Source organism: Nocardioides daedukensis (assembly GCF_013408415.1).
GTDB lineage: Bacteria > Actinomycetota > Actinomycetes > Propionibacteriales > Nocardioidaceae > Nocardioides > Nocardioides daedukensis.
Genome location: NZ_JACCAA010000001.1, coordinates 2582737 through 2604513 on the forward strand (window position 1 = coordinate 2582737; position 21777 = coordinate 2604513).

The 21777-nt window shown below is 69.5% G+C and carries 20 protein-coding genes; 12 read left to right on the forward strand and 8 right to left on the reverse strand.

Annotated elements, in window-relative coordinates; translation table 11 throughout:
- Positions 1–61 precede the first annotated feature (61 nt).
- Complete coding sequence (locus tag BJ980_RS12785; protein ID WP_179502641.1) at positions 62–442, forward strand: VOC family protein; 381 nt, start codon at positions 62–64, stop codon at positions 440–442.
- A gap of 72 nt (positions 443–514) precedes the next feature.
- Here BJ980_RS12785 and BJ980_RS12790 read toward each other — a convergent pair whose 3' ends face one another.
- Together BJ980_RS12790 and BJ980_RS12795 are read right to left on the reverse strand one after the other, a co-directional pair.
- Complete coding sequence (locus BJ980_RS12790; protein WP_179502642.1) at positions 515–2056, reverse strand: glycerol-3-phosphate dehydrogenase/oxidase; 1542 nt, start codon at positions 2054–2056, stop codon at positions 515–517.
- On the reverse strand, positions 2053–2625 hold the full coding sequence (locus tag BJ980_RS12795; RefSeq protein WP_179502643.1) for a TetR/AcrR family transcriptional regulator: 573 nt from the start codon (positions 2623–2625) through the stop codon (positions 2053–2055). The genes BJ980_RS12790 and BJ980_RS12795 overlap by 4 nt, the downstream gene beginning before the upstream one ends.
- A 17-nt stretch (positions 2626–2642) precedes the next feature.
- On the opposite strand from BJ980_RS12795, the gene BJ980_RS12800 reads away from it, so the two are divergent.
- Positions 2643–4220: an FAD-binding oxidoreductase gene (locus BJ980_RS12800; RefSeq protein WP_343047804.1), complete on the forward strand. Its 1578-nt coding sequence runs from the start codon at positions 2643–2645 to the stop codon at positions 4218–4220.
- Complete coding sequence (locus BJ980_RS12805) at positions 4217–5146, forward strand: diacylglycerol kinase family protein (protein ID WP_179502644.1); 930 nt, start codon at positions 4217–4219, stop codon at positions 5144–5146. The genes BJ980_RS12800 and BJ980_RS12805 overlap by 4 nt, the downstream gene beginning before the upstream one ends.
- Positions 5147–5154: 8 nt before the next feature.
- Here BJ980_RS12805 and BJ980_RS12810 read toward each other — a convergent pair whose 3' ends face one another.
- From BJ980_RS12810 to BJ980_RS12820, 3 genes are read right to left on the reverse strand one after another with little or no spacing between them, the layout of a single operon-like run.
- Positions 5155–5802: an EthD domain-containing protein gene (locus BJ980_RS12810; protein ID WP_179502645.1), complete on the reverse strand. Its 648-nt coding sequence runs from the start codon at positions 5800–5802 to the stop codon at positions 5155–5157.
- Positions 5799–6482, reverse strand: coding sequence for a hypothetical protein (locus tag BJ980_RS12815; protein WP_179502646.1), 684 nt, complete (start codon positions 6480–6482; stop codon positions 5799–5801). Before BJ980_RS12815 ends, BJ980_RS12810 begins: the two co-directional genes overlap by 4 nt.
- 43 nt (positions 6483–6525) lie before the next feature.
- Positions 6526–7209 (reverse strand): pirin family protein, encoded by a 684-nt coding sequence (locus BJ980_RS12820; protein ID WP_218855503.1) that lies wholly within the window; start codon positions 7207–7209, stop codon positions 6526–6528.
- A gap of 24 nt (positions 7210–7233) precedes the next feature.
- On the opposite strand from BJ980_RS12820, the gene BJ980_RS12825 reads away from it, so the two are divergent.
- Positions 7234–8583, forward strand: coding sequence for a GH1 family beta-glucosidase (locus BJ980_RS12825; RefSeq protein WP_179502648.1), 1350 nt, complete (start codon positions 7234–7236; stop codon positions 8581–8583).
- Between the two features lie 173 nt (positions 8584–8756).
- Here the strand turns inward: BJ980_RS12825 and BJ980_RS12830 are convergent, their stop codons facing one another.
- Complete coding sequence (locus BJ980_RS12830) at positions 8757–10820, reverse strand: NADPH-dependent 2,4-dienoyl-CoA reductase (protein WP_179502649.1); 2064 nt, start codon at positions 10818–10820, stop codon at positions 8757–8759.
- Between the two features lie 71 nt (positions 10821–10891).
- Positions 10892–11455, reverse strand: a complete 564-nt coding sequence (locus BJ980_RS12835) for a PadR family transcriptional regulator (RefSeq protein WP_179502650.1) — start codon at positions 11453–11455, stop codon at positions 10892–10894.
- 108 nt (positions 11456–11563) lie between these two features.
- Here BJ980_RS12835 and BJ980_RS12840 point away from each other — a divergent pair, with 108 nt between their 5' ends.
- The 5 genes from BJ980_RS12840 to pssA all read left to right on the forward strand — a co-directional run bounded on the left by BJ980_RS12840 (position 11564) and on the right by pssA (position 16214).
- Entirely contained in the window at positions 11564–12721 is a 1158-nt protein-coding gene (locus BJ980_RS12840) for a CaiB/BaiF CoA transferase family protein (protein ID WP_179502651.1), read from the forward strand.
- 60 nt (positions 12722–12781) lie between these two features.
- A complete protein-coding gene (locus tag BJ980_RS12845; RefSeq protein ID WP_179502652.1) occupies positions 12782–13309 on the forward strand; it encodes an ArsR/SmtB family transcription factor in 528 nt (175 codons plus the stop codon).
- Entirely contained in the window at positions 13306–14130 is an 825-nt protein-coding gene (locus BJ980_RS12850) for a M23 family metallopeptidase (RefSeq protein ID WP_179502653.1), read from the forward strand. Before BJ980_RS12845 ends, BJ980_RS12850 begins: the two co-directional genes overlap by 4 nt.
- 459 nt (positions 14131–14589) lie before the next feature.
- Positions 14590–15297 (forward strand): phosphatidylserine decarboxylase, encoded by a 708-nt coding sequence (locus tag BJ980_RS12855; RefSeq protein ID WP_179502654.1) that lies wholly within the window; start codon positions 14590–14592, stop codon positions 15295–15297.
- Between the two features lie 2 nt (positions 15298–15299).
- On the forward strand, positions 15300–16214 hold the full coding sequence (gene pssA, locus BJ980_RS12860) for a CDP-diacylglycerol--serine O-phosphatidyltransferase (RefSeq protein WP_218855504.1): 915 nt from the start codon (positions 15300–15302) through the stop codon (positions 16212–16214).
- Positions 16215–16231: 17 nt separating this feature from the next.
- Here pssA and BJ980_RS12865 read toward each other — a convergent pair whose 3' ends face one another.
- Entirely contained in the window at positions 16232–17455 is a 1224-nt protein-coding gene (locus BJ980_RS12865) for a PucR family transcriptional regulator (RefSeq protein WP_343047805.1), read from the reverse strand.
- Positions 17456–17527: 72 nt separating this feature from the next.
- Between BJ980_RS12865 and BJ980_RS12870 the strand changes: the two genes are divergently transcribed.
- The 3 genes from BJ980_RS12870 to BJ980_RS12880 all read left to right on the forward strand — a co-directional run bounded on the left by BJ980_RS12870 (position 17528) and on the right by BJ980_RS12880 (position 21689).
- Positions 17528–18670, forward strand: a complete 1143-nt coding sequence (locus tag BJ980_RS12870) for a ferredoxin reductase (RefSeq protein ID WP_179502656.1) — start codon at positions 17528–17530, stop codon at positions 18668–18670.
- Between the two features lie 18 nt (positions 18671–18688).
- The gene (locus BJ980_RS12875) at positions 18689–19936 is read left to right on the forward strand and encodes a fatty acid desaturase family protein (RefSeq protein WP_179502657.1); all 1248 of its coding nucleotides are present in this window, start codon (positions 18689–18691) and stop codon (positions 19934–19936) included.
- 106 nt (positions 19937–20042) lie between these two features.
- Complete coding sequence (locus tag BJ980_RS12880; RefSeq protein ID WP_179502658.1) at positions 20043–21689, forward strand: PQQ-binding-like beta-propeller repeat protein; 1647 nt, start codon at positions 20043–20045, stop codon at positions 21687–21689.
- Positions 21690–21777: the final 88 nt, after the last annotated feature.

The following is a 21777-nucleotide window of genomic DNA, read 5'->3' on the forward strand; positions in this document are numbered from 1 at the left end:
GCATTGCTGGTCTGACCCTGCGAGACCGGCAACTGGTGCCGGTGAACATGAGGAGTGCGCGATGACCATGATCTTCCCGAACCTGCCGGTCAAGGACGTGGAGAAGTCGAAGCGGTTCTGGACCGCCCTGGGGTTCTCGTTCAACGACGACTTCAGCAGCGAGGACGCCGCCTGCCTGGTGATCAACGAGTCGGCCAGCGTGATGCTCCTGTCGGAGAGGTTCTTCCACGGCTTCCACGACACCACTCCGCACACGGGCACCGAGATCCTGATGGGCCTCGGCGTGGCCAGCCGCGACGAGGTCGACCGGCTCTGCGACGCCGCCGAGGCCGCCGGTGGCAGCGACACCGAGACCAGGGTCGACCAGTCGCCGATGTATGGCGGTTCCTTCCGCGACCTGGACGGACACATCTGGGAGCCGCTGTGGATGGAGATCGCCTGAGCGACCAACCCCGCGCCGAGCCGGCAGTTGTTGACGCTCGGGCGGGGTCAACAAGTGCCGGGTCGGCGGGTGTCAGTTTTGAGCGGGCGTGGAGCGGACCAGGGCGAGCGCACGCTCTGCGGCAGGGCGGGCAGGCTCGACGTCAGCAGGCACGAGTGCGATCCGGGTACGTCGTTCCAGCAGGTCGGCGACGTCCACGGCGCCCTCATGGGTCACCCCGAAGATGAGCTCGGCCAGGGTGGCCGGCAGGTGAGGGGCGATCGGCGCGAGGAGGTCTTCGTCCGAGAGACCGCTGACCTCACGGGCGTTCTCGAGCACGAGATCGGCCTCGGTGCCGAACCGGCGTACCAGTCGCGGATGCTCCTCGAGGAGCGCCAGCTCGGGCCGCGCGGCGGCGCCGAGCAGCGGCAGATCGCGGGTCCGGCACAGGCCCGGCGCGAGCCCGGTCGCGTCGACGGCCTCCTCGGCCATCTGGCGATAGGTGGTCAGCTTGCCGCCGACGACCGTGATCACGCCCGTGGGGGAGGTGAGGACTGCGTGCTTGCGCGACAGGTCGGCAGTGGACCCGTCGCTGTCCAGGAGCGGGCGGAGGCCGGCATAGGCGCCCACGACGTCGGAGCGCCGCAGCGGCCGGTCGAACGCCGCCGCGACGACATCGAGCAGGAAGCCGATCTCGGACTCGGACGGCACGGGGACGTCGGGAATCGCGCCCTCGATCTCCTCGTCGGTGAGCCCGACATAGATGGTGCCGTCGGGTTGGGGCAGGACCAGCGCGAAGCGGTTGCTGGTGCCGGGGATCGGCACGGTGAGCGAGGTGCGGACCCCGGGCAGCGTCGCCGCGCGTAGCACCAGGTGCGTGCCCCTGCTGGGCTTCAGCTTCACGTCGACCAGGTCGCCGGCCCACACGCCGGTGGCGTTGATGACCCGCTTCGCCCGCACCGTTGTCGTCGCACCGGTGCGTTCGTCGCGGACCTCGACGCTGGTCCCGGTGGCCGAGGTGACCCGGGCACGCGTGCGTACGTCGGCCCCGTGCGCGGCGGCGGTCCGGGCGATGCCGATGACGAGTCGGGCGTCGTCCTCGAGCTGCCCGTCCCACGACAGCAGGCCTCCGCGCAGGCCCGCCGAGCGGAGGCCGGGAGCCATCGCGAGCACCTCGGTGCGCGAGATCCGGCGCGGGCCGGGCAGGGTGTCCGCGCTGGTGTGTGCGCCGCGGCGCAGGAGGTCGCCGGCCACGAAGCCGACGCCGGCAAGAGTCGCCTGGCCGTGCGAAACGCTGGACATCAAGGGCAGCAGCATCGGCATCGCGCGGGTCAGGTGCGGGGCGGTGCGTTCCATCAGGATGCCGCGCTCCACCGCGCTCTCGCGGGCCACGCCGATCTGTCCGTTGGCCAGGTAGCGCAGCCCGCCGTGCACCAGCTTGCTCGACCAGCGCGAGGTGCCGAAGGCGATGTCGAACGCGTCGAGTGCGAGCACCGACAGACCCCGGGAGGCGGCATCGAGGGCGACACCGGCGCCGGTGACGCCGAGGCCGATCACCACCAGGTCCACCTCGGAGGCGACTCCCTCGATGCCGGCGCGGATCCGTGCGGCGTCGGGGTTCACTGTGGAGGTCATCGTGCGAGCCCTCGAGTCAGCAGGGCGGTGAACTCGGCAGCCAGGTCGGCCTCGTCGATGCCCTCGCCGGCCATCGTGTGCGCGGAGAGAGTCAGTCCGTGGGCGGTGAGCAGGATCGTGCGGGCCAGCAGCTCGGGGTTGCCACCTCGGATGTGACCGGCGGCCTGACCGGCCGCGATCCGCGGGGTGAGCAGCTCGAGGATCGCCTGTTGGGAGCGGCCTCGCCGGTCCAGGAGGTAGGGCAGCAGCAGCTCGGGATCGAGGTCGAGGATGCGCCGGAACAACGGGTTCACCCGGAGCGCATCGATCGCGGCGACGATGCCCGTGGCGATCCGCTCGGGGGTGGGTTCCTGGTCCGGCGGAGTCGGGACCGCGGCCACGACGGTGGTCCATTCGCGGGTCATCAGGTCGGCCATCAGCGTCTGCATGTCCGGCCACGCGCGATAGATCGTCATCCGGGAGACGTCGGCGCGACGGGCGACGTCGGTCAGGGTGGTGCGCTTCCAGCCCACGTCGAGGATCGATGCGCGGGCTGCGTCAAGATAGTCATTGTGACGAGTAGACGTCATGTGTAACACTGTAACACGTGACCCCAGAACATACTGCCAGCGAGATGCACCCCTCCCGCTGGGGCGACCCGGCCGCCGCCACCGCCCTCCCGGAGGCGACTCGCGGGCTGGTCGAGCTGGCCCTCGGCGTCCGCGACACCCCCGCCGCCAGCGCGGTGACGCTTCCGGCCCCGAGCATCGACGCCGCGATCCTCGACGACTTCCGCCGCCTCCTCGGTGACGAGCACGTGCTGACCGAGGACGACGTACGCCGTCTCCGCACGCGCGGCAAGTCCACCCCGGACCTGCTCAAGCAGCGGATCGGCGACCTCTCCGACGCCCCGGACGCGGTGGTGCGCCCCGGCAGCCACGACGACGTCCAGGCGGTGATCGAGCTCGCCGTACGCCACCACGTGGCTCTGGTCCCGTTCGGCGGTGGCACCAGTGTCACCGGCGGACTCGTCGCGCGTCGCGAAGGATTCGCGGGCGTGCTCTCCCTCGACCTGGTCCGGATGAAGGCGGCGCGCGAGGTGGACACCGTCTCGATGACCGCCGTCCTCGAACCCGGCCTGCGCGGGCCCGAGGCCGAGGCACTGCTGGCCGAGCACGGCCTGATGCTCGGGCACTACCCGCAGTCGTTCCAGTTCGCCTCCATCGGCGGCTTCGCGGCCACGCGTTCCTCGGGCCAGTCCTCGGCCGGCTACGGACGCTTCGACTCGATGGTCGTCGGCCTCACCGTCGCCACGCCGCAAGGCACCCTGGAGCTCGGTTCCGCACCGGCCAACGCCGCGGGCCCGGACCTGCGCGAGCTGGTCCTGGGCTCCGAGGGCGCGTTCGGCGTGATCACCGCGGTCAAGGTGCGGGTCAAGAAGGTCCCGGCCGAGAAGGTCTATGAGGCATGGCAGTTCGCCTCCTTCGCCGAGGGCTCGGACGCGATGCGGCACCTCGCCCAGAACGGCCTGCTGCCCACCGTGCTGCGCCTCTCCGACGAGAACGAGACCGCGATCAACCTCTCCTCACAGGACAACGTGGGCGGGGAGAGCGTCGGCGGGTGCCTGATGATCGTCGGGCACGAGGGTGCCTCGATCGCGGGTCGTCGCGCGCTCGTCACCGAGGCGCTCACCTCGCTCGGCGGGACGCCTGCCGGTGAGGAGCGCGGTCGCGCCTGGGCCGAGGGACGATTCCACGCGCCCTACCTGCGCGACTCGATGCTCGACGTCGGCGTGCTGGTCGAGACCCTCGAGACCGCGACCTTCTGGTCCAACCGGGACCGGCTCTACACCGCGGTCCGGGACGCGCTGAGTGAGTCGCTCGGCGAGAAGTCGCTCGTGCTCTGCCACATCTCGCACGTCTACGAGACCGGCTGCTCGCTCTACTTCACCGTCGCCGCACCCCAGGCCGATGACCCGCTGGCCCAGTGGGACCTCGCCAAGCAGAAGGCCAGCCAGGCGATGATCGACGCCGGCGCCACGATCACCCACCACCACGCGGTCGGCACCGACCACAAGCCCTGGCTCGCCCAGGAGATCGGCCCCGTCGGGGTCTCCATCCTCCGCTCGGTCAAGGCCGGGCTCGATCCGAGCGGCGTGCTCAACCCGGGGGTGCTGATCCCGTGAGCTCACCGCAGGAAGATCCCCGCCAGACGCCCACGCAGCGCTCCTTCGCGTTCCTGGTCAACCCCACCTCGGGTGGCGGCGCCGCACCCGCTGCGGTGGTGACGGTCGCCAGGATCCTGCGCGACGCCGGAGCGGTGGTAGACGTGACCTACTCGCCCGGTCCGAAGGCGACGCTCGACCTGGTCGCCGCGGCCGTCGAGCGTGGCGACGTGGTGGTCTCGGTCGGCGGCGACGGGATGCTCTCCTCGATCGCCGGTGAGGTGGCCCGGCTCGGCGGCGTCCTGGCGATCGTGCCGGCCGGGCGAGGCAACGACTTCGCCCGGATGCTGGGGCTTCCGGAGTCCCCGGAGGAGATTGCCTCGGTCCTGCTTGAGGCCGCACCCACCCCGACAGACCTGCTCGAGGCGACCCTTGCCGATGGATCGACACGGGTGGTCGCCGGCTCGGTCTATGCCGGTGTCGACGCGCAGACCGCGGCCCTGGTGAACCGGCTGCACTGGCTGCCGAAGAAGCTGCAATATCCGGCAGCCACGGTGAAGTCGCTGGCCACCTTCCGCCCCACGACGTACACCGTCTCGATCGACGGGCTCACCCGGAGCTTCCTGGGTGCCACGGTGGTGGTGGCGAACTCGGGCTACTACGGCAAGGGGATGCACATCGCGCCGAATGCCAGTGTCGACGACGGCGAGCTGGACGTGATCGTGATCGAGGCCGCCGGCCGGGTCGGGATGATCAGGGCGTTCCCCAAGGTCTACGACGGCCGGCACGTCGACCTCGAGCAGGTCCACGTCTTCCGCGGTCGCTCCGTCACCGTGGCCGGCTCGCCGCCGGTGGCCATGGGCGGCGATGGTGAACCGATGGCGGCACTGGGCGCGGAGCCGGTGCGGATCGACGTACGCCCCGGCGCCGTACGCATCCTGCGCTGAGCCCAGGTTCAGCCGAACGTGTAGCGGCTGGTCGGCACCAGGTCGAGCCCCTGGTCGGCACCGAAGCGCGCGCAGCTCTCCATCATCGCGGCGAACCTGCGCTTCAGCTCGGCCCGGTCCCCACCGCTGCCGTAGTGGGCGTGGGGGTCGCTCACCGCTGCCATCGGGAAGAGCTCCTCGACGATCCCGGCCACGTCGGCAGAGCCCGCCACCAGCGGCTCGATGACGGGGTTCTGCACATAGCCGAACGTGCCCTGGGTGTCGATCGCGACCTGCGTGTGGCTCTCCAGCCAGACGGTCAACCACTCCTCGTGCGTCATCGACTCCGGCCGACGCAGGAACGCGAAATTGGCCAGCGCGTCGGTGCGCTCGCCGTCCACGCGGGGCGGGGGCGGCAACGGCTCGCGCTCGTTGACCGCCCAAGCGTGCACGGTGGGGTCGAGACGGCGTACGACGTCGATCGCCGTCGCCACGTCATCTGCCCAGAGCGACAGCACGGCGGTGATCTGCGGACCCGGCCCGAGTCGCATCGCGGGGGCGACCGCCTCGTCGTCGACGTTGACCTGGATCCGGTCGACGGCCAAGGAGGCGTGGAAGTCGGGGTCGAGCAGCTGTTCCCGGACGCCTTCGGCGTGCAGGGCGAGGATTGCCTTCATGGCGCGGGGTGCTCCTGTTGTAGTTGGACGACGATCCGGTCCCAGTCCTCGGGGTCGGCCGGGTCATACCAGAGCTCGGTCTCCTGCCCCTCCTCGATCGGGTCCGCCGGGAGGATCAGCAGTCGCTTCTCGACGCGGTGCTTGTGGCCCTGCTCGTCGGAGAACTCGAAGGTGACCGGGGTGTTGACCTGCGTGCTCTCGCCGAACTCGAGATAGCCACGGTTGAGCACGACGGCCGTGGTCCGCACGCCGGTGCTCTTCAGATCGCCCACCAGGTTGACCTTCCGGCGGGCCTTGGAGCCGCCCGATAGGCCCAGGAGGAGGAGCAGCGCGGCGGCCACGATCATGCCGACGCCGAACCAGAGCGCCTTGGAGTTGTCCTCGCCGAGGTTGCCGAGCAGGGTCCCGGCGCCGACGCCCAGGAACGATGCGGCGATGCCGTGCCAGATGGTCAGGGCCCGGCGCGGGTCCGCCAGGGTGGACCAGAGGATCAGTGCGCAGACGGTGACGACCAGGGCGAAGCCGGTCAGGCCGATCGTCCACATCCGCGGCGTGGCATACATATCGGTGTTGACCGCGCGGATGATCGCCCAACCTGCGAGGAGTCCGCTGAGCAGCAGGGCCCCCAGGACGAGGTAGCGGCTGGTCGCGGATCCGGGGTTCGGCTCGGTGGTGCTCACGCCCGCCATTGAATCAGGCGGCCGGGAACCGGGAGAGGCTGCCTCATCCGGCGAACGTCCAGAGCAGCAGCTCGGTCGGCGCCGCTGCGGTGATCGTGCCGCCCTCGGCGCGCAGCCGGACCGCGTCGCCCTCGCCGAGTGCGCTGCCCTCGAAGACCGCCGACCCGGTGGTCACGAAGAGATGGGCGAGGGGTGTCTCGGGCACCTCCACCCGCTCGCCCGCAGCCAGCAGGGCGGCGTACAACGTTGCTCGGTTCGCCGAGATCCGGGTGGCGGCATCGGGGTGCGAGCCCGAGACCACCGGCAACCATTGGCCTGCCGGCTCCGCTGCCGCCGACGAATAGGTGGTCTCGCCGCCCGGCTCGTCGGGCAGCACCCAGGTCTGGATGAACCGGGTCGGGCCGGACGTGGCGTCGACGGTCTCGGAGTGGACCACCCCGCTGCCGGCCGACATCACCTGCACCCGGCCTGGCTCGACCACGCCCGTGTGCCCCTTGGAATCGGTGTGTCGCAGCGCCCCGGAGAGCACCCAGGTGACGATCTCCAGGTTGCTGTGCGGGTGGTCGGGGTAGCCGCCGCCGGGCAGGACCAGGTCGTCGTTGTGGCACACCAACAGCCCGAAGCGGAGGTTGTCGGGGTCGTAGTGGCTGCCGAACGAGAAGGAGTGCCGGGTACGCCGTCTCTCGGCGTCGGTGGCGAAGCGGTCGCCGGAGCGGTGTATTTCCACGGTGAACACACTAGGTTCGACGGCGTGACCGCACACGAGCCTGCCCCTCAGTTTCCTGCGAGCTTCCGTTTCGGCGCCAGCACGGCGTCGTACCAGATCGAGGGGGGTGTGGACGCCGGCGGACGCGGCCCGAGCATCTGGGACACCTTCTGTGCCGAGCCCGGCCGGATCCTTGACGGTTCGTCGGGCGCGCAGGCGTGCGACCACTACAACAGGTATCCCGAGGACGTGGCCCTGCTGAAGGGGCTGGGTGCGGACGGCTATCGGTTCTCGATCGCCTGGCCGCGGATCCAGCCGCTCGGCTCGGGGCGGGCCAACGGTGAGGGGTTGGGCTTCTATGACCGGCTCCTCGACGAGCTGCTCGAGGCCGGCGTCGAGCCGATGGCGACGCTCTATCACTGGGACTTGCCGCAGGCTCTTGAGGACGATGGCGGCTGGTTGAACCGCGACACCGCGGACCGGTTCGCCGAATATGCGACCCTCTGCGCGATGCGGTTCGGGGACCGGATCAAGCAGTGGATCCCGGTCAACGAGCCCAACGTGGTCGCGCTGATGGGCTACGCGCTGGGGATGCACGCGCCCGGCAAGGCCCTGATGTTCGACGCGTTGCCCGCCGCGCACCACGTCCTGCTCGCGCACGGCAAGGCCGTCCAGGCCCTGCGCGCGGTCGGCGCCAAGCAGATCGGGTGTGCCAACAACCATGCTCCGATGTGGCCCGAGAACCAGACCCCCGAGGCGTTGGCGGCGACCCAGGTCTTCGACGACCTGTGGAACAACCTGTTCGCCGACCCGATGCTGACCGGTGAATATCCCACCGGTTTCGCCGAGCAGATGCCCGCTGCCAAGGGTGGTTCGGTCGCCGACGACCTGGCCCTGATCGGGGCGCCGCTCGACTTCTACGGGGTGAACTACTACAACCCGTTCCAGGTCGGTGCCGCCCCCGAGGGGGCCGAGATGCCGTTCGAGTATCGCGACATCGAGGGCTACCCGAAGACCGATTTCGGCTGGCCGGTGGTGCCGGACGGGTTGCGCGAGCAGCTCGTGCACCTGCGCGACCGCTATCCGAACCTGCCGCCGGTGGTGATCACCGAGTCCGGCTGTGCCTACAACATGGAGCCGGATGCCTCGGGTGTGGTCGACGACCAGCCCCGGATCGACTACCTGGACTCGCACCTGCGCGCGGTCGCCGATGCGATGGCCGAGGGTGTCGACGTGGCCGGCTATTACACGTGGTCGCTGATGGACAACTTCGAATGGTCGGAGGGCTATTCGCAGCGGTTCGGCCTGGTGCACGTCGACTACGACACCCAGGTGCGGACCCCGAAGCGGTCCTATGACTGGTTCCGCTCCGTGATCGCCGCCTCCCGCCCCTGACGCCGAGTCGGCAGTTGTTGACGCCTGTTTGCGCCGACCCGGCACTTGTTGACGCCTCTTCCCGCCGAGTCGGCAGTTGTTGACGCGTTCTTCCGTCGAGTCGGCACTTGTTGACAACCGGTTGTCGGTGAACAACTGACGGGTCGGCGAATGCGGGGCGGTGCGGGGTGGTGTCAGAGCGCGGCTGCGACTCGCGTGCCCTGCTCGATCGCCCGCTTCGCGTCCAGCTCGGCTGCGACATCGGCACCGCCGATCAGGTGGACACGCCGTGCTCCACGGACCGCGGTGGCGTCAACAACTGCCGGGTCGGTGAGGGCGTCGTGGAGTGCCCGCACCGACTCCTGCCCAGCGCAGAGCACCACGTGGTCCACGTCGAGGACCTGACTGGTCACCTCCCCCGAGGCCGACGTGACGGTGATGTGCAGACCGGCGTCGTCGACCTTGTCGTAGAAGACCCCGGGCACCAGGTGCACGCCGGAGTCCTTGAGCACGGCCCGGTGCGCCCAACCCGATGTCTTGGCCAGGCCGCGACCGATCGAGGTGGACTTGCGCTGGAGCAGCCAGACCTCGCGCAACGGCGTACGCGCCTTCTTCTCCATCAGGCCGCCGCGGTGCAGCGACGGATCGCCGACGCCCCAGTGCGCCATCCAGGCGTCCAGATCTGCCGGGCTGCCGTCGTGCGGTTCCTCGGCGAGGAAGTGGCTCATGTCGACGCCGATGCCGCCCGCGCCGATCACGGCCACCTTGGCGCCGACCGTCACGGCCCCGGAGAGGACCTGGTCGTAGCGGACCACCTTGGCGTGGTCGACGCCCGGGAAGGACGGCACCCGTGGGGTGACGCCGGTGGCGACGATGACGTCGTCGAAGCCGGCCAGGTCGGCGGGCGTCGCCTCAGTGGAGAGGCGTACGTCGACCCCGAGCACCTCGAGCCGGCGGCCGTAGTAGCGCAGCGTCTCGCGGAAGTCCTCCTTGCCGGGCACCATCATCGCCAGCCGGAACTGGCCGCCGATCGACGCGGACTTCTCGAAGAGGGTGACCGCGAGGCCGCGCTCGGCAGCGGAGACGGCAGCCGCGAGCCCGGCCGGACCGGCCCCCACCACGGCGACGCGCTTGCGGGACCGGGTCGGCGACAGCACCAAGGTGGTCTCGCGGCAGGCGCGTGGGTTGACCAGGCAGGAGGCGTGCTTGTTCGAGAAGACGTGGTCCAGGCAGGCCTGGTTGCAGGCAATGCAGGTGTTGATCTCGTCCGCGCGACCCGAGGCGGCCTTGTTCACGATCTCGGGGTCGGCCAGGAACGGACGCGCCATCGAGACCAGGTCCGCGCCACCCGTCGCGAGGATGTCCTCGGCGGTGGCGGGGGAGTTGATCCGGTTGGAGGCGCAGACCGGGATCGAGACCTCGGGCTTGAGGCGTGCGGTGTGGTCGCGCCAGGCGCCCTGCGGGACCTGGGTGATGATCGTCGGGACACGGGCCTCGTGCCAGCCGATGCCCGTGTTGAGCAGGCTGACCCCGGCCTCCTCGAGCCGCTTGGCCAGCTCGACGATCTCCTCCCAGGTCTGGCCGCCCTCGACCAGGTCGAGCAGGGAGATCCGGTAGCCGATCATGAAGTCGTCGCCGACCAGTTCACGCGCCCGACGCACGATCTCGAGGGGGAATCGCATCCGGTTGCTCGCCGTACCGCCCCACTTGTCGTCGCGGTCGTTCGTGCGCGCCGCGAGCATCTGGTTGATCAGGTAACCCTCCGAGCCCATGATCTCGACGCCGTCATAACCGGCCTTGCGGGCCAGCGCGATCGCCTTGGCGAAGTCGGTGGCGGTCGCATCGACGCCCTTCGTGGACAGCGCCGAGGGCTTGAACGGGGTGATCGGGGACTTCTTCGTCGACGCGGAGACGCTGTACGGCGTGTAGCCGTAGCGCCCCGCGTGGAGCACCTGCAAGGCGATCTTGGAGTCGTGCTCGTGCACCGCGTCGGTGATCTGCCGGTGCCGGGCGGCGTGCAGACGGGTGCTGAACTGCGAGCCGAGCGGTTTGAGCTGCCCGCGGAAGTTGGGCGAGTAGCCGCCGGTGATGATCAGCCCGGCACCCCCCTTGGCGCGCTCGGCGAAGTACGCCGCCAACTTGCCGGTGTTCCAGAAGAAGTCCTCGAGGCCGGTGTGCATCGAGCCCATCACCACCCGGTTGCGCAGCGTCGTCGACCCGATGGTGATCGGCGAGAGCAGGTGCGGGAAGTCGTTCATCAGGATTCCTTCTTCGATCGGTGTCGCACAACAAGTGCCGGTTCAACGCGCAAGATCTGCAGGTTCGACGCTCAAGAACTGCCGGTTCGGCGCGCAACAACTGCAGGTTCGTGGGCTTGGAGGTAGTCGGTGAGCCAGTCGATCCAGAACTGCTCCATGCGGACCCCGCCGCGCAGCACCAGGTAGATGTCGAGCTCGCGACCGGTCAGGGCGGGTGGGTCCGGATAGTCCCGCGCCTCCATCGACTCATAGAGGGCGAGTCGCTGGGTGTGCTCGACGAGCTTGGCCCGGGCCTGCTCGATCAACGCTGCGCGGTCGCCGTACGACGCTCCGCGGAACTTGACCATCAGCTCGGAACGGAGCGGTTCGACCGCGGTGGGTTCGGCCAGCCAGCGTTCGAGCTCGAGGCGGCCCGGCTCGGTGACCTCGTAGACCTTCTTGTCCGGGCGGCCCTGCTGCGCGACCACCTCAGAGCGGACCCAGCCGTCGCGCTCCATCCGGCCGAGGACCCGATAGATCTGCTGGTGGCTCGCGGTCCAGAAGTGGCCGATCGACTTGTCGAAGCGCCGGGTCAGCTCCAGACCGGACGCGGTGCGCTCGCTCAGGGAGACCAGGAGGGCGTGTTCGAGGGCCATGCGGCCATGGTGACCTACCTATGCAACTAGTTGCAAGCCCTTGGTCCAGATGCTGATGGATGAGACCGGACCTGTTGACCGTGACAGTAGATCTGTCACAATCGCGCCATGACTTTCGAACTCGGCCGGGGAACCGGTCCGCTGCGTGGTGTCAAGGTCGTCGAGATCGCCGGCATCGGCCCGAGCCCGCACGCCTGCATGATCCTTGCGGACCTCGGCGCGGACATCATCCGGATCGAGCGCCCGGGCGGGCAGATGCTCGCCGGCGGTTCGACCGACCTGCTCAACCGAGGTCGCCCGAGCGTCGCGCTCAACCTCAAGGACCCCGCCGCTGTGGCCACCGTGCTCGACCTGATCGAGACCGCTGACGTGCTCGTCGAGGGGATGCGCCCCGGCGTCACCGAGCGGATGGGCCTGGGCCCCGACGACGCGCTCGCGCGCAACCCGAAGCTGGTCTATGCCCGGATGACCGGATGGGGCCAGACCGGCCCGTTCGCCCAGGTCGCCGGGCACGACATGAACTACATCGCCATCACCGGCACCCTGCATGGGCTGGGCCAGGACAAGTCCAAGCCGATGTTCCCGGCCAACCTCGTCGGCGACTTCGGCGGCGGGTCGACGTACCTCGTGATGGGCATCCTGGCCGCACTCCTCGAGTCGCGCACCAGTGGCGAGGGCCAGGTCGTCGACGCTGCGATCATCGACGGCACCGCGCACCTGAACGCGATGACCGCGGCCTTCGTGGCCAGCGGCAACTTCAACGAGGAGCGCGCCTCGAACCTGCTCGACGGCGGCGCGCCCTACTACGACATCTATGAGACCTCCGACGGCAAGCACATGTCCGTCGGCGCCCTCGAGCCCCAGTTCTACGAGGTCTTCGTGGACCTGCTCGGGATCCGCGACCAGGCCCCCGACCGCTTCGACCTCTCGAAGTATGACGAGCTGCGCACCGTGATCGAGAAGGCCTTCGCATCCCGCACCCAGGCCGAGTGGATCGAGGTCTTCGAGGGCACTGACGCCTGCGTCGCCGGGATCATCCCGATGACCGAGGCGTTCAACCACCCGCAGATGAAGGCTCGCGAGGTCTTCGTCGAGCACGAGGGGATCACCCAGCCCGCCCCGGCGCCGCGGTTCTCGCGCACCGAGCCGACCCTGGGCTTGCCGCCGGCCGCGAAGGCCGGCATCCACACCCGCGAGGCGCTGACCGCCTGGGGCGTGGCCAACGTCGATGAGCTCCTCGAGAGTGGTGCCGCGGTCCAGGCCTGATCCTGGCTCGGTTTCACGAACGCGGTTGTACGAAAGTCCGTATTTCCGTAATATCGAGGTATGGAAGATGCTGCCGACCTCGAACGCGACCTCGCCGACCTGCGCGAACGCGTGGAGCGCCTCGAGTCCCGCACGACTGCACCGACGGCTTCTCCCGGTGCGCCCGGACCCGACGAGGACACCTTCTGGGCGCTCGAAGGAGTGCGTGCCAGGCGTGACGCGCACCCGGAGACTGCCGACGGGATCGTGCTGCTCACCGGTTCGCTGAACCTGCCCACCGGCGAGCCCGTCGAGTGGCAGATGGGGGCCGCGACCTCCGATCTGGTCGGGACCGACTGGAGTGACGCGGCGGCGCCACTTGCCGCGCTCGGCCACCCGGTCCGCCTCAAGCTCCTTCGATCCGTCCTGGACGGAGTGCGCAGCACCGCCGAGCTCGCCGAGAGCCTGGGCAGCACCGGGCAACTGCACCATCACCTCAAGCAACTGGTCTCAACGGGCTGGCTGGCACAGCGCGGACGCGGCAACTATGAGGTGCCGCCGACCCGCGTCGTACCCCTGCTCGTGATCCTGACAGGAGTGCTCCGATGATCGACTTCCTCCAGCGCAACGCGATGCGCACCATCCTGCTCGGCATGCTGCTCGCCTTCGGTACGCCGATCATGCAGCGCTTCGCCGACCTGCCCTCGTGGGTCGGGCTGTTCGAGACCGCGGGCATCGTGCTCGTCCTGGTCGGCCTGGCGATGGCCTTCCTCTTCTCCGGCAAGGACTCCGACGCCGACCCGATCACGGTGCACAGCCCGGTCGGCGGGCGCTGGCTGGCGATGAACTCCCCGGCCAGCAAGGTGCCAAGCCACGGCGTACGAGCCTATGGACAGGCGTTCGCCATCGACCTTCTCCACGAACCCGAGGACGGCGTGCGCCCGCAGTTCGGCACCGGCTCGGGGATGTCCGACCCCAAGGAATATCCCGCCTTCGGTGAGCCGGTCCTGGCCATGGTCGACGGCGTCGTCGTGAAGGCCGCCGACCGGCAGCGCGACCATCGCACCCGCACCCACTGGTGGTCGGTGGCGGTGATGATGCTCGAGGGGGTCTTCCGCGAACTGCGCGGCGCCGGCGGAGTCGTCGGCAACCATGTCGTGATCGATCGCGGCGACGGGGTCTTCGCGCTGGTCGCACACCTCAAGAAGGGCTCGGCCACGGTCAAGGTCGGCGACAGGGTGCGGGCCGGCGACGTGATCGGCGCCTGCGGGAACTCCGGCAACACCAGCGAGCCGCACGTGCACGCACAACTGATGGATCGGGCGCGGCCGAGCGCGGCCAAGGGGCTGCCGATGGCCTTCGCCGACGTACGCCTCGGTGGCGAGACCCGCGACGGGCTGCCGGAGAACACGGCGTACGTCGTCGCCTGATCCGTACGGGTGGCGCCCAACTGATGGGTTGGGGATGCCGGGCAGACAACTGATGCTTTGGGAGTTGCTCGGGCTAGCCAACTGATGGGTTGGGGTAGACCAGGCAAAACTGATGCTTTGGGGACGATATTGGGGTGTTCTGGACGACCAACCCATCAGTTTCCGCAGAGCCTCCCGCCAACCCATCAGTTTCCGCAGAGCCTCCCGCCAACCCACCAGTTACCGCAGAGCCTCCCGCCAACCCATCAGTTACCGCAGCGCCTCCCGCCAACCCATCAGTTGCCGCACAGCGCACCCCGAAACACCCGCACAACCGCCGCACTCGCCCTCGACAATCGGCTGAGACCCACGCCACGGGGCGATTCGCGAAGGATGCTCTGATCGTCCTCGCGGGTTAAGTTGTCCGGCGACACCGACCGGCACCGGCCGAAGAGTTGGGCCGAAGGAACGGAGCCACCCGTGCAGCACCAGCGCACCACGATCGATCGCGAAGCGGTCCTCCCCGCCGCGCTCGGCGCCATCCCCAGCGTGATCGCCCTGGCCACCGGCCACCGTCGCACCGCCGCGGGACTGCTGGCCCTCCCCGCCGGCCTCGTCGCCTTCTTCCGCGACCCGGCCCGCCGCGTCGACAGCACGCCCGTCGACGAGGACACCGTGGTCGCCCCGGCCGACGGCAAGGTGATGTACGCCGGTCCCGGTCAGCCCGAGGTCGTTCCCGAGGGGGGACCCTGGCAGCAGGTCAGCGTCTTCCTGTCCGTCTTCGACGTGCACATCAACCGCGCGCCCTACGGCGGCATCATCGAGTCGGTGCACTACCGGCCCGGCCGCTGGCTGGCCGCCTACAAGTTCGAGAGCGCCTTCGAGAACGAGCGCAGCGACATCCAGGTCTCCCGCGTCGTCGGCGGTGAGGTTCGCCGCTATGTCTTCCGCCAGATCGTCGGCCTGGTTGCCCGTCGCGTCGTCACCCGGGTCAAGGCAGGCGACGAGATCCAGTCCGGCCAGCGGATCGGGTTGATGAAGTTCGGCTCCCGGATGGACATCTTCCTGCCCGAGTCGGTCGACCTCACCGTGGCCACCGGCCAGCGCACCGTGGCCGGCGAGACGGTGATCGGTCGCTGGCGCAGCGACGCCACCGACGCCGCCGATGCGGTCTCGCTCGGCGCCTGATGATGTCCGCGCACGTGCCGATCCGCAAGCGGGTGCTGGCCCGCTGGCGCCTCGAGTCCCATTCCGGGGCCGAGGTCGTCTCGCTGCGCCAGCTCAGCGCCAAGGAGCAGCTGAGGGTCACCTCCCCGAGCCTGTTCACCACCGCGAACATGGCCTGCGGGTTCTCGTCGGTGCTGCTGGCCACCGAGGGCCACTTCCAGTTCGCCGCGATCCTGATCGCGGTCGCGATCATCATGGACATCCTCGACGGTGGCGTGGCCCGGCTGGTCGGCGCGACCTCCCCGTTCGGCGTACAGCTCGACTCCCTGGCCGACCTGGTCTCCTTCGGGCTCGCGCCGGCGGTGCTGGTGTATACGTGGGTGCTCCCGGAGTGGCCGATCACGGCATGGCTGGCGGCGTTCCTCTGGCTGGCCTGTGCCGGCTTCCGGTTGGCTCGGTTCAACTTCACCATCGACCCGACCGACGACAAGCGCTACTTCATCGGCCTGCCCTCACCGGCCGCGGCCGCGGTCGTGATGGCGACCGTCTTCGCCCTGGACAACCCCGACGTCGCCGGGCCGGACGTCACGGTGGGTCCGGCGATCCTGCTCCCGGTGCTGATCTCGCTGGTGCCCGCATGGTTGATGGTCAGCACGGTGCGGTTCCGCTCGTTCCGCGACCTGGTCACCCCACGCACCCAGCAGGCGCGGATCACCACCGGACTGGTCCTGCTCGCCGTGGTCGTCGGGCTCGCGCTCGCACCCGCGACGACCGCGCTCACCGTCGCCTACTGCTATGTGCTGACCGCCCCGCTCGGCGTGCTGACCGCGCCACTGCGTCGGCGCTGGCTCGGCCCGGACTCCGTGGCGCCTCCGCGCGAGCGCCAGCAGTCCGTCTTCCTGCCGCTGGCCGGGGACGACGACACCACCACCGACTGACGAAACAAAACGCCGCGTCAGGCCAGTGCGATCGTCGCCTCCAGCACGAACTGCGGATCGGTGAGGCGCTCGCCATACAGCTCACGCAACCTGCCGACGCGGTAGCGCACGGTCTGCGGGTGTACGAAGAGCGCGGTCGCGATGTCGTCGCGGCGGCCCTGGTGGAGCAGCCAGGCGCGCAAGGTCTCGACCAGCTTCTCCACGGTGGAGGGACGCAGGCCGTCCAGCGGTGCCAGCACCTTCGCGCGCAGGTCGGCCAGCGTCTCCGGGTCGGCGGTGAGCACCAGCGGGACCAGGTGATCCGCGGCGTCGGAGGAGGCATCGGTCGCGGCCAGGCCCAGGTCGAGCGCCCGCTTCGCACGCACGTATGACGACTGCGCGGCCTCCCAGGGCAGCGTCGGGCCGATCATCGCCTCGCGGTCGCCGAGTGAGTCGAGCAGGCGCGTGCGAGCCAGCTCGGTGAGGTCCGCCGCCAGGATCGCGGTGAGGTCAGGACGATCCTCGAGCCCGGGCGCCTCGCCCCCGGCATACAGACTGCTCGCCGCCAGGTGCGGACGGACTCCGGACAGCGCCGACTCCGGGACGATGAGTGCGGTCAGTGACTCCGGCGGCTCCCACCCCGCCCGCTCGGACATGGTCGCCACGGTGTCCGGTCCGGATCCGTTGAGCAGGGCCACCGCGAGTCGCTCGAGATGCCGCTCGCGCACCCGGCCGGTGGTGGCGAGCTCGTCGGCGTGGCCGGAGACACTGACGTCGGAGAGCTCGTCGATGTAGTCGAAGACCAGCTCCGCAAAGCGGCCGAGCTCTCCGGCGGAGAGGCCGGCCTCGACGGCGGCGGTGCTGAGGTCGTGCCAGGCGGTGCGGGCGCCGACCCGATAGGCGGCGGTCAGCGCGTCCATCGTCCGACCGCTGCGCGCCTCGCCGCGGCCCAGGGCATAGGCGGCCTGGAAGACCGACTCCACCCGGATGCCCTGGTCCTCCTCGACCGGTCCGTCGGTAGCCATCATGTCCAGGAAGCCACCCAGGGCCAGGGCCACCGCGTTCTCGATGTTGCGGCCCATCCGGCCGCGGAACGGCTCGGAATAGCTCGGCACCTCGCCGACGACTGCGACGACCACGCGCTCGGCGCACCCGGGCAACTCGGCACGCATCGCCGCGATGACGTGGTCGGGGAGGCGGAGCCCGGCCAGTCGGCGGGCATCGCTCCTCGACACTGAACCTCCGCCAACTTCACTCTTCACGAACAAAAGAGTACTCCTGTTTCACGCACAACGGGTCATGAATCATTCGCATTGACCCGCCACTATGGAGTCATGGCACTCCTCGAAGCATCTGGGCGCGGCTCCCGTCCGAGCAATCGCCTGGCGGACCGCGTGGTCCGGCTCGTCGAAGCGGCGACCACGCCGCTGCTGCCGGCCGACTACCTCGACCTGTTCGCCCCCTTGCGCAGTGGGGCGCCCCTTCGGGGTCGCATCGAGCAGGTCATCCCCGAGACCCGGGACGCGGCCACCATCGTGATCCGTCCCGGGGCGGACTGGGCCGGCCACGTGCCCGGGCAGTACATCCGCCTGGGCATCGACGTCGACGGTGTGCGCCAGTGGCGCGCCTACTCGCTGACGCACGGCCCCCGTGCCGACGGGTTCATCTCGATCACGGTCAAGGCCGTGCCCGGTGGCGTCGTCTCCAACCACCTGGTCCACGAGGCCCAGCGCGGCACCCTGGTCCACCTCGAGCAGGCCACCGGCGACTTCGTCCTGCCCGACGACCTCGCGGGACGCAAGCTGCTCTTTCTCACCGCCGGCTCCGGGGTCACGCCGGTGATCGGCATGCTGCGCAACCTGTTCCCGGTCACCGACACCGGCGTGCTCAAGCTGGAGCGCAGCGACGACCTCGACATCACCGTCGTCCACGTCGCCCCCAGCGAGCCGGACTCGATCTTCATCCAGAACCTGCGCGAGCTCGGCGAGGCCGACGCGATCAACCTGATCGCCCGCTACGACGACGAGCACGGGGTTCTCGCCGTCGACGACCTGGCCTCGCTGGTGCCCGACCTGGCCGAGCGTACGACGTACGCCTGCGGCCCGGCGGGACTGCTGGACGCCCTCGGCGCCCACCACACCGAGCGCGGTCTGGAGCTGTTCACCGAGCAGTTCCGCCCGGTGACCATCGCTGCCGGCGAGGGCGGCACGGTGGTCCTGGAGAAGTCCGGCGTCGAGCTCGACCTCGACGGAGCGACCACCATCCTGGACGCGGCCGAACAGGCCGGCGTCCTGATGCCCAGCGGCTGCCGGATGGGCATCTGCATGGGCTGCGTGCTGCCGCTGCGCGAAGGGGCGGTGCGCGACCTGCGCAACGGGGAGATCACCACAGCGACCCCCGGCGAGACCAACACCGGCGGCGTCTCCATCCAGACCTGCATCAGCGCGGCCGCCGGGCCGTGCCACATCGACCACTGATCCTGGGAGGACACCCACATGACCACGATCACCCGCAAGGAAACCAACCCGACCGCGCACCTCACCGAGGCCGACGTCGAGCAGGTCGGCATCGAGCTCGACGCGATCCGCCAGGACATCATCGACTCGCGGGGCGCCAAGGACGCGGCGTACATCCGCAAGGTCGTCGACGCCCAGCGCAAGCTCGAGCTCGGCTCGCGCGCCGTCCTGCTCGCCTCCGCGTTCCCGCCCGCCTGGATCGCCGGCACGATCGGCCTCTCGATCGCCAAGATCCTCGAGAACATGGAGATCGGACACAACGTCATGCACGGCCAGTGGGACTGGATGCGTGACCCGAAGATCCACTCGACCACCTGGGAGTGGGACAACGCCTCCACCGCCGAGGGTTGGAAGCACTCGCACAACCAGGTGCACCACACCTACACGAACATCGTCGGCAAGGACAACGACCTCGGCTACGGCATCATGCGCGTGGACGAGGACCAGAAGTGGTACCCGATGTACCTCGGCCAGCCGCTGTGGAACTTCATCAACGCCTGCTTCTTCGAGTACGGCATCGCGGCCTACGACCTCGAGCTGGGCAAGAACCTGAAGGTGCCCAAGGCCAAGCGCAGCGAGGCCTTCAAGCGCAACGCGAAGAACACCCTTGCCAAGATCCGCCGCCAGGCCACCAAGGACTACGTCGTCCACCCGGCACTGTCGATCCCGACCGGCTCGTTCCTGCCGACCCTGGCCGCGAACTTCACCGCCAACCTGGTCCGCAACCTGTGGACCCACTCGGTGATCATGTGCGGTCACTTCCCCGAGGGCGTCGAGACGTTCGAGAAGAAGTCGATCCCCGCCAACGAGACCCGCGGCGAGTGGTACGTCCGTCAGATGCTCGGCTCGGCCAACATCTCCGGGTCCAAGCCGATGCACCTGATGACCGGCAACCTGAGCTTCCAGATCGAGCACCACCTGTTCCCGGACCTGCCGAGCAACCGCTACTCGGAGGTCGCACCCAAGGTGCAGGCGCTCTTCGAGAAGTACGACCTCAACTACCACTCGGCCTCCCTGCCCCGCCAGGTCGGCAGCGCATGGCACAAGATCGTCCGGCTCTCGCTGCCCAACGGCTGGCTCGAGCAGACCAACGTCAAGAACGCGCCCCAGCAGGCCGGCCTGCTCTGGAAGCTCGCCACCGGCGGCCCCAAGGTGCGTCGGGCGTACGACGCCGCGCAGCGTCGGGCGGAGAACCAGCGCAAGGCTGCCGCACTCACCGCTGCCTGAGGTTTCGCACCCACGCCACACCAGCGCGCCGTTCGTGTCGCTTCGCACCCTGCCGACAGGGTGCAAAGCGACACGAACGGCGCGTTGCATGTGCCAGCATGTCGCCGTGCGCGCTCCCTCCCTGAGCCGGATCACTCCGCTCCTCATCCCCACTGCAGCTGTCCTGGCCGCCCTGGTGGTGATCTGGGCGATCGGGCCGCTCGGAATCGTGCTGGTCCTCGCGCCGCTGCTGGTCCCGCGGCTGCGGCACCGGATCCTGGGCGGGGCCCGGGACCTGGTCGGCTGGCGTTCCACCGGGACCGGAGTCGTAGTGGTGGCCGCCCTGGCCGGGCTGGTCCTGCTGCTCCCGGACGGCCTGCTCCCGATCCCGCCGGGCATCGGTGCGCTGACCACCCCGTCGTACGTCGGTCATCCGGCCACGGCACGTCCGATCAGCGGGGTGGAGCTGCCGCAGCACCCGTTCCTGGCTCGCAACGGTGCCAACAACATGCACAACGACGCGGGTGCGAGCGACGCATACACCTGGGCCGGGCCCCGCGGAAGCGAGCCCTCGGTGAAGACCGCTTGGTATGGCATCGAGGAGTGCGCGACGCTGGCCTTCGACCGGCACGAGCGGTTGATCGCGCTGTGCGGTGACGTGAACAGCGCCAACCTGCACATCATCGACCCGGACTCGATGCGCAAGCTGGACAGCTTCGCGCTTCCGGCGCGGCCCAAGGTCGAGGGGACCAAGCCCTGGGAGAACCTGTGCGGCGGGGCCTACTTCTACCTGGACGCCCAGGACCGGGCCGTGGTCGCGACCAGTGACCGCCGGGTGCTCACCTTCACCACGTCCGACTCCGATGGCGAGGCGCAGCTGGCCAAGGTCGAGACGCTGGACCTCTCCACCGAGATCCCCGACGGCGACTGCCTGATCGCGCTGCTGCCCGACTGGGACGGCCGGATCTGGTTCGAGTCCCAGGGCGGGCTGGTCGGGGTGTTCAGTCCGGACACCGGCCAGGTGCGGGTGCACGATCTCGGCGAGGAGCTGGTCAACTCGTTCTCCGTCGACGAGACCGGAGGCGTCTACATCGTCTCGGCCGAGGCGTTCTACCGCTTCGAGGCAGATCCCAAGGGCGCGCCCAGGGTGGCCTGGCGCACGACGTACGACCGCGGGGTCAAGCACAAGCCCGGCCAGCTCAGCCAGGGGTCGGGGACGACGCCGACCGTCGTGGACGAACGCCTGGTCGCGATCACCGACAACGCCGACGACCGGATGAACGTGGTCTTCCATGACCGCGAGACCGGCAAGGTCGTGTGCAAGGCACCGGTCTTCGAGAGCGGGCGCAGTGCGACCGAGAACTCCCTGGTCACCGTGGACGGTGGGGTGATCGTCGAGAACAACTACGGCTACACCGGCCCGCAGCGGGTGATGCTCGGCCGGGCGAGCGAGCCCGGCATCGCACGAGTGAACGTCAACGGCGACGACTGCGAGGTCGCCTGGACCAGTGACGTGGTCGCGCCGACCTCGGTGCCGAAGGTCTCCCTGGAGACCGGCCTGCTCTACGTCTATGCGAAGCGGCCGAACCTGTGGGGCGTGAACGCGTGGTACTTCACCGGGATCAACGCCCGCACCGGCAAGACCGTCTTCAGCGTCCGGACCGGGCTCGGCACCCTGTTCAACAACCACTATGCCGCGGTGACGATCGCCCCGGACGGCTCGGCGTTCATCGCGACCCTGGCCGGGATGGTGCGGGTGCGCGACCGTTCCTGAGGGTTGGCGGGGCATCGACGGGGTTCTGTGACGGGCGCCACATGCCGACTGGCAGACTCACCGCAGGCACTCATCGCCCACGCCGCTC

Bases quoted from the DNA above. Each gene is read 5' to 3' on its own strand.
- BJ980_RS12835 (WP_179502650.1), bottom strand. From the start codon at position 11,455: ATGGCCCTCGAACACGCCCTCCTGGTCTCCCTGAGCGAGCGCACCGCG.
- BJ980_RS12790 (WP_179502642.1), bottom strand. From the start codon at position 2,056: ATGACCTCCACAGTGAACCCCGACGCCGCACGGATCCGCGCCGGCATC.
- BJ980_RS12795 (WP_179502643.1), bottom strand. From the start codon at position 2,625: ATGACGTCTACTCGTCACAATGACTATCTTGACGCAGCCCGCGCATCG.
- BJ980_RS12830 (WP_179502649.1), bottom strand. From the start codon at position 10,820: ATGAACGACTTCCCGCACCTGCTCTCGCCGATCACCATCGGGTCGACG.
- BJ980_RS12870 (WP_179502656.1), top strand. From the start codon at position 17,528: ATGGCACTCCTCGAAGCATCTGGGCGCGGCTCCCGTCCGAGCAATCGC.
- BJ980_RS12810 (WP_179502645.1), bottom strand. From the start codon at position 5,802: ATGAAGGCAATCCTCGCCCTGCACGCCGAAGGCGTCCGGGAACAGCTG.
- BJ980_RS12845 (WP_179502652.1), top strand. From the start codon at position 12,782: ATGGAAGATGCTGCCGACCTCGAACGCGACCTCGCCGACCTGCGCGAA.
- BJ980_RS12785 (WP_179502641.1), top strand. From the start codon at position 62: ATGACCATGATCTTCCCGAACCTGCCGGTCAAGGACGTGGAGAAGTCG.
- BJ980_RS12840 (WP_179502651.1), top strand. From the start codon at position 11,564: ATGACTTTCGAACTCGGCCGGGGAACCGGTCCGCTGCGTGGTGTCAAG.
- BJ980_RS12850 (WP_179502653.1), top strand. From the start codon at position 13,306: ATGATCGACTTCCTCCAGCGCAACGCGATGCGCACCATCCTGCTCGGC.
- BJ980_RS12875 (WP_179502657.1), top strand. From the start codon at position 18,689: ATGACCACGATCACCCGCAAGGAAACCAACCCGACCGCGCACCTCACC.
- pssA (WP_218855504.1), top strand. From the start codon at position 15,300: ATGTCCGCGCACGTGCCGATCCGCAAGCGGGTGCTGGCCCGCTGGCGC.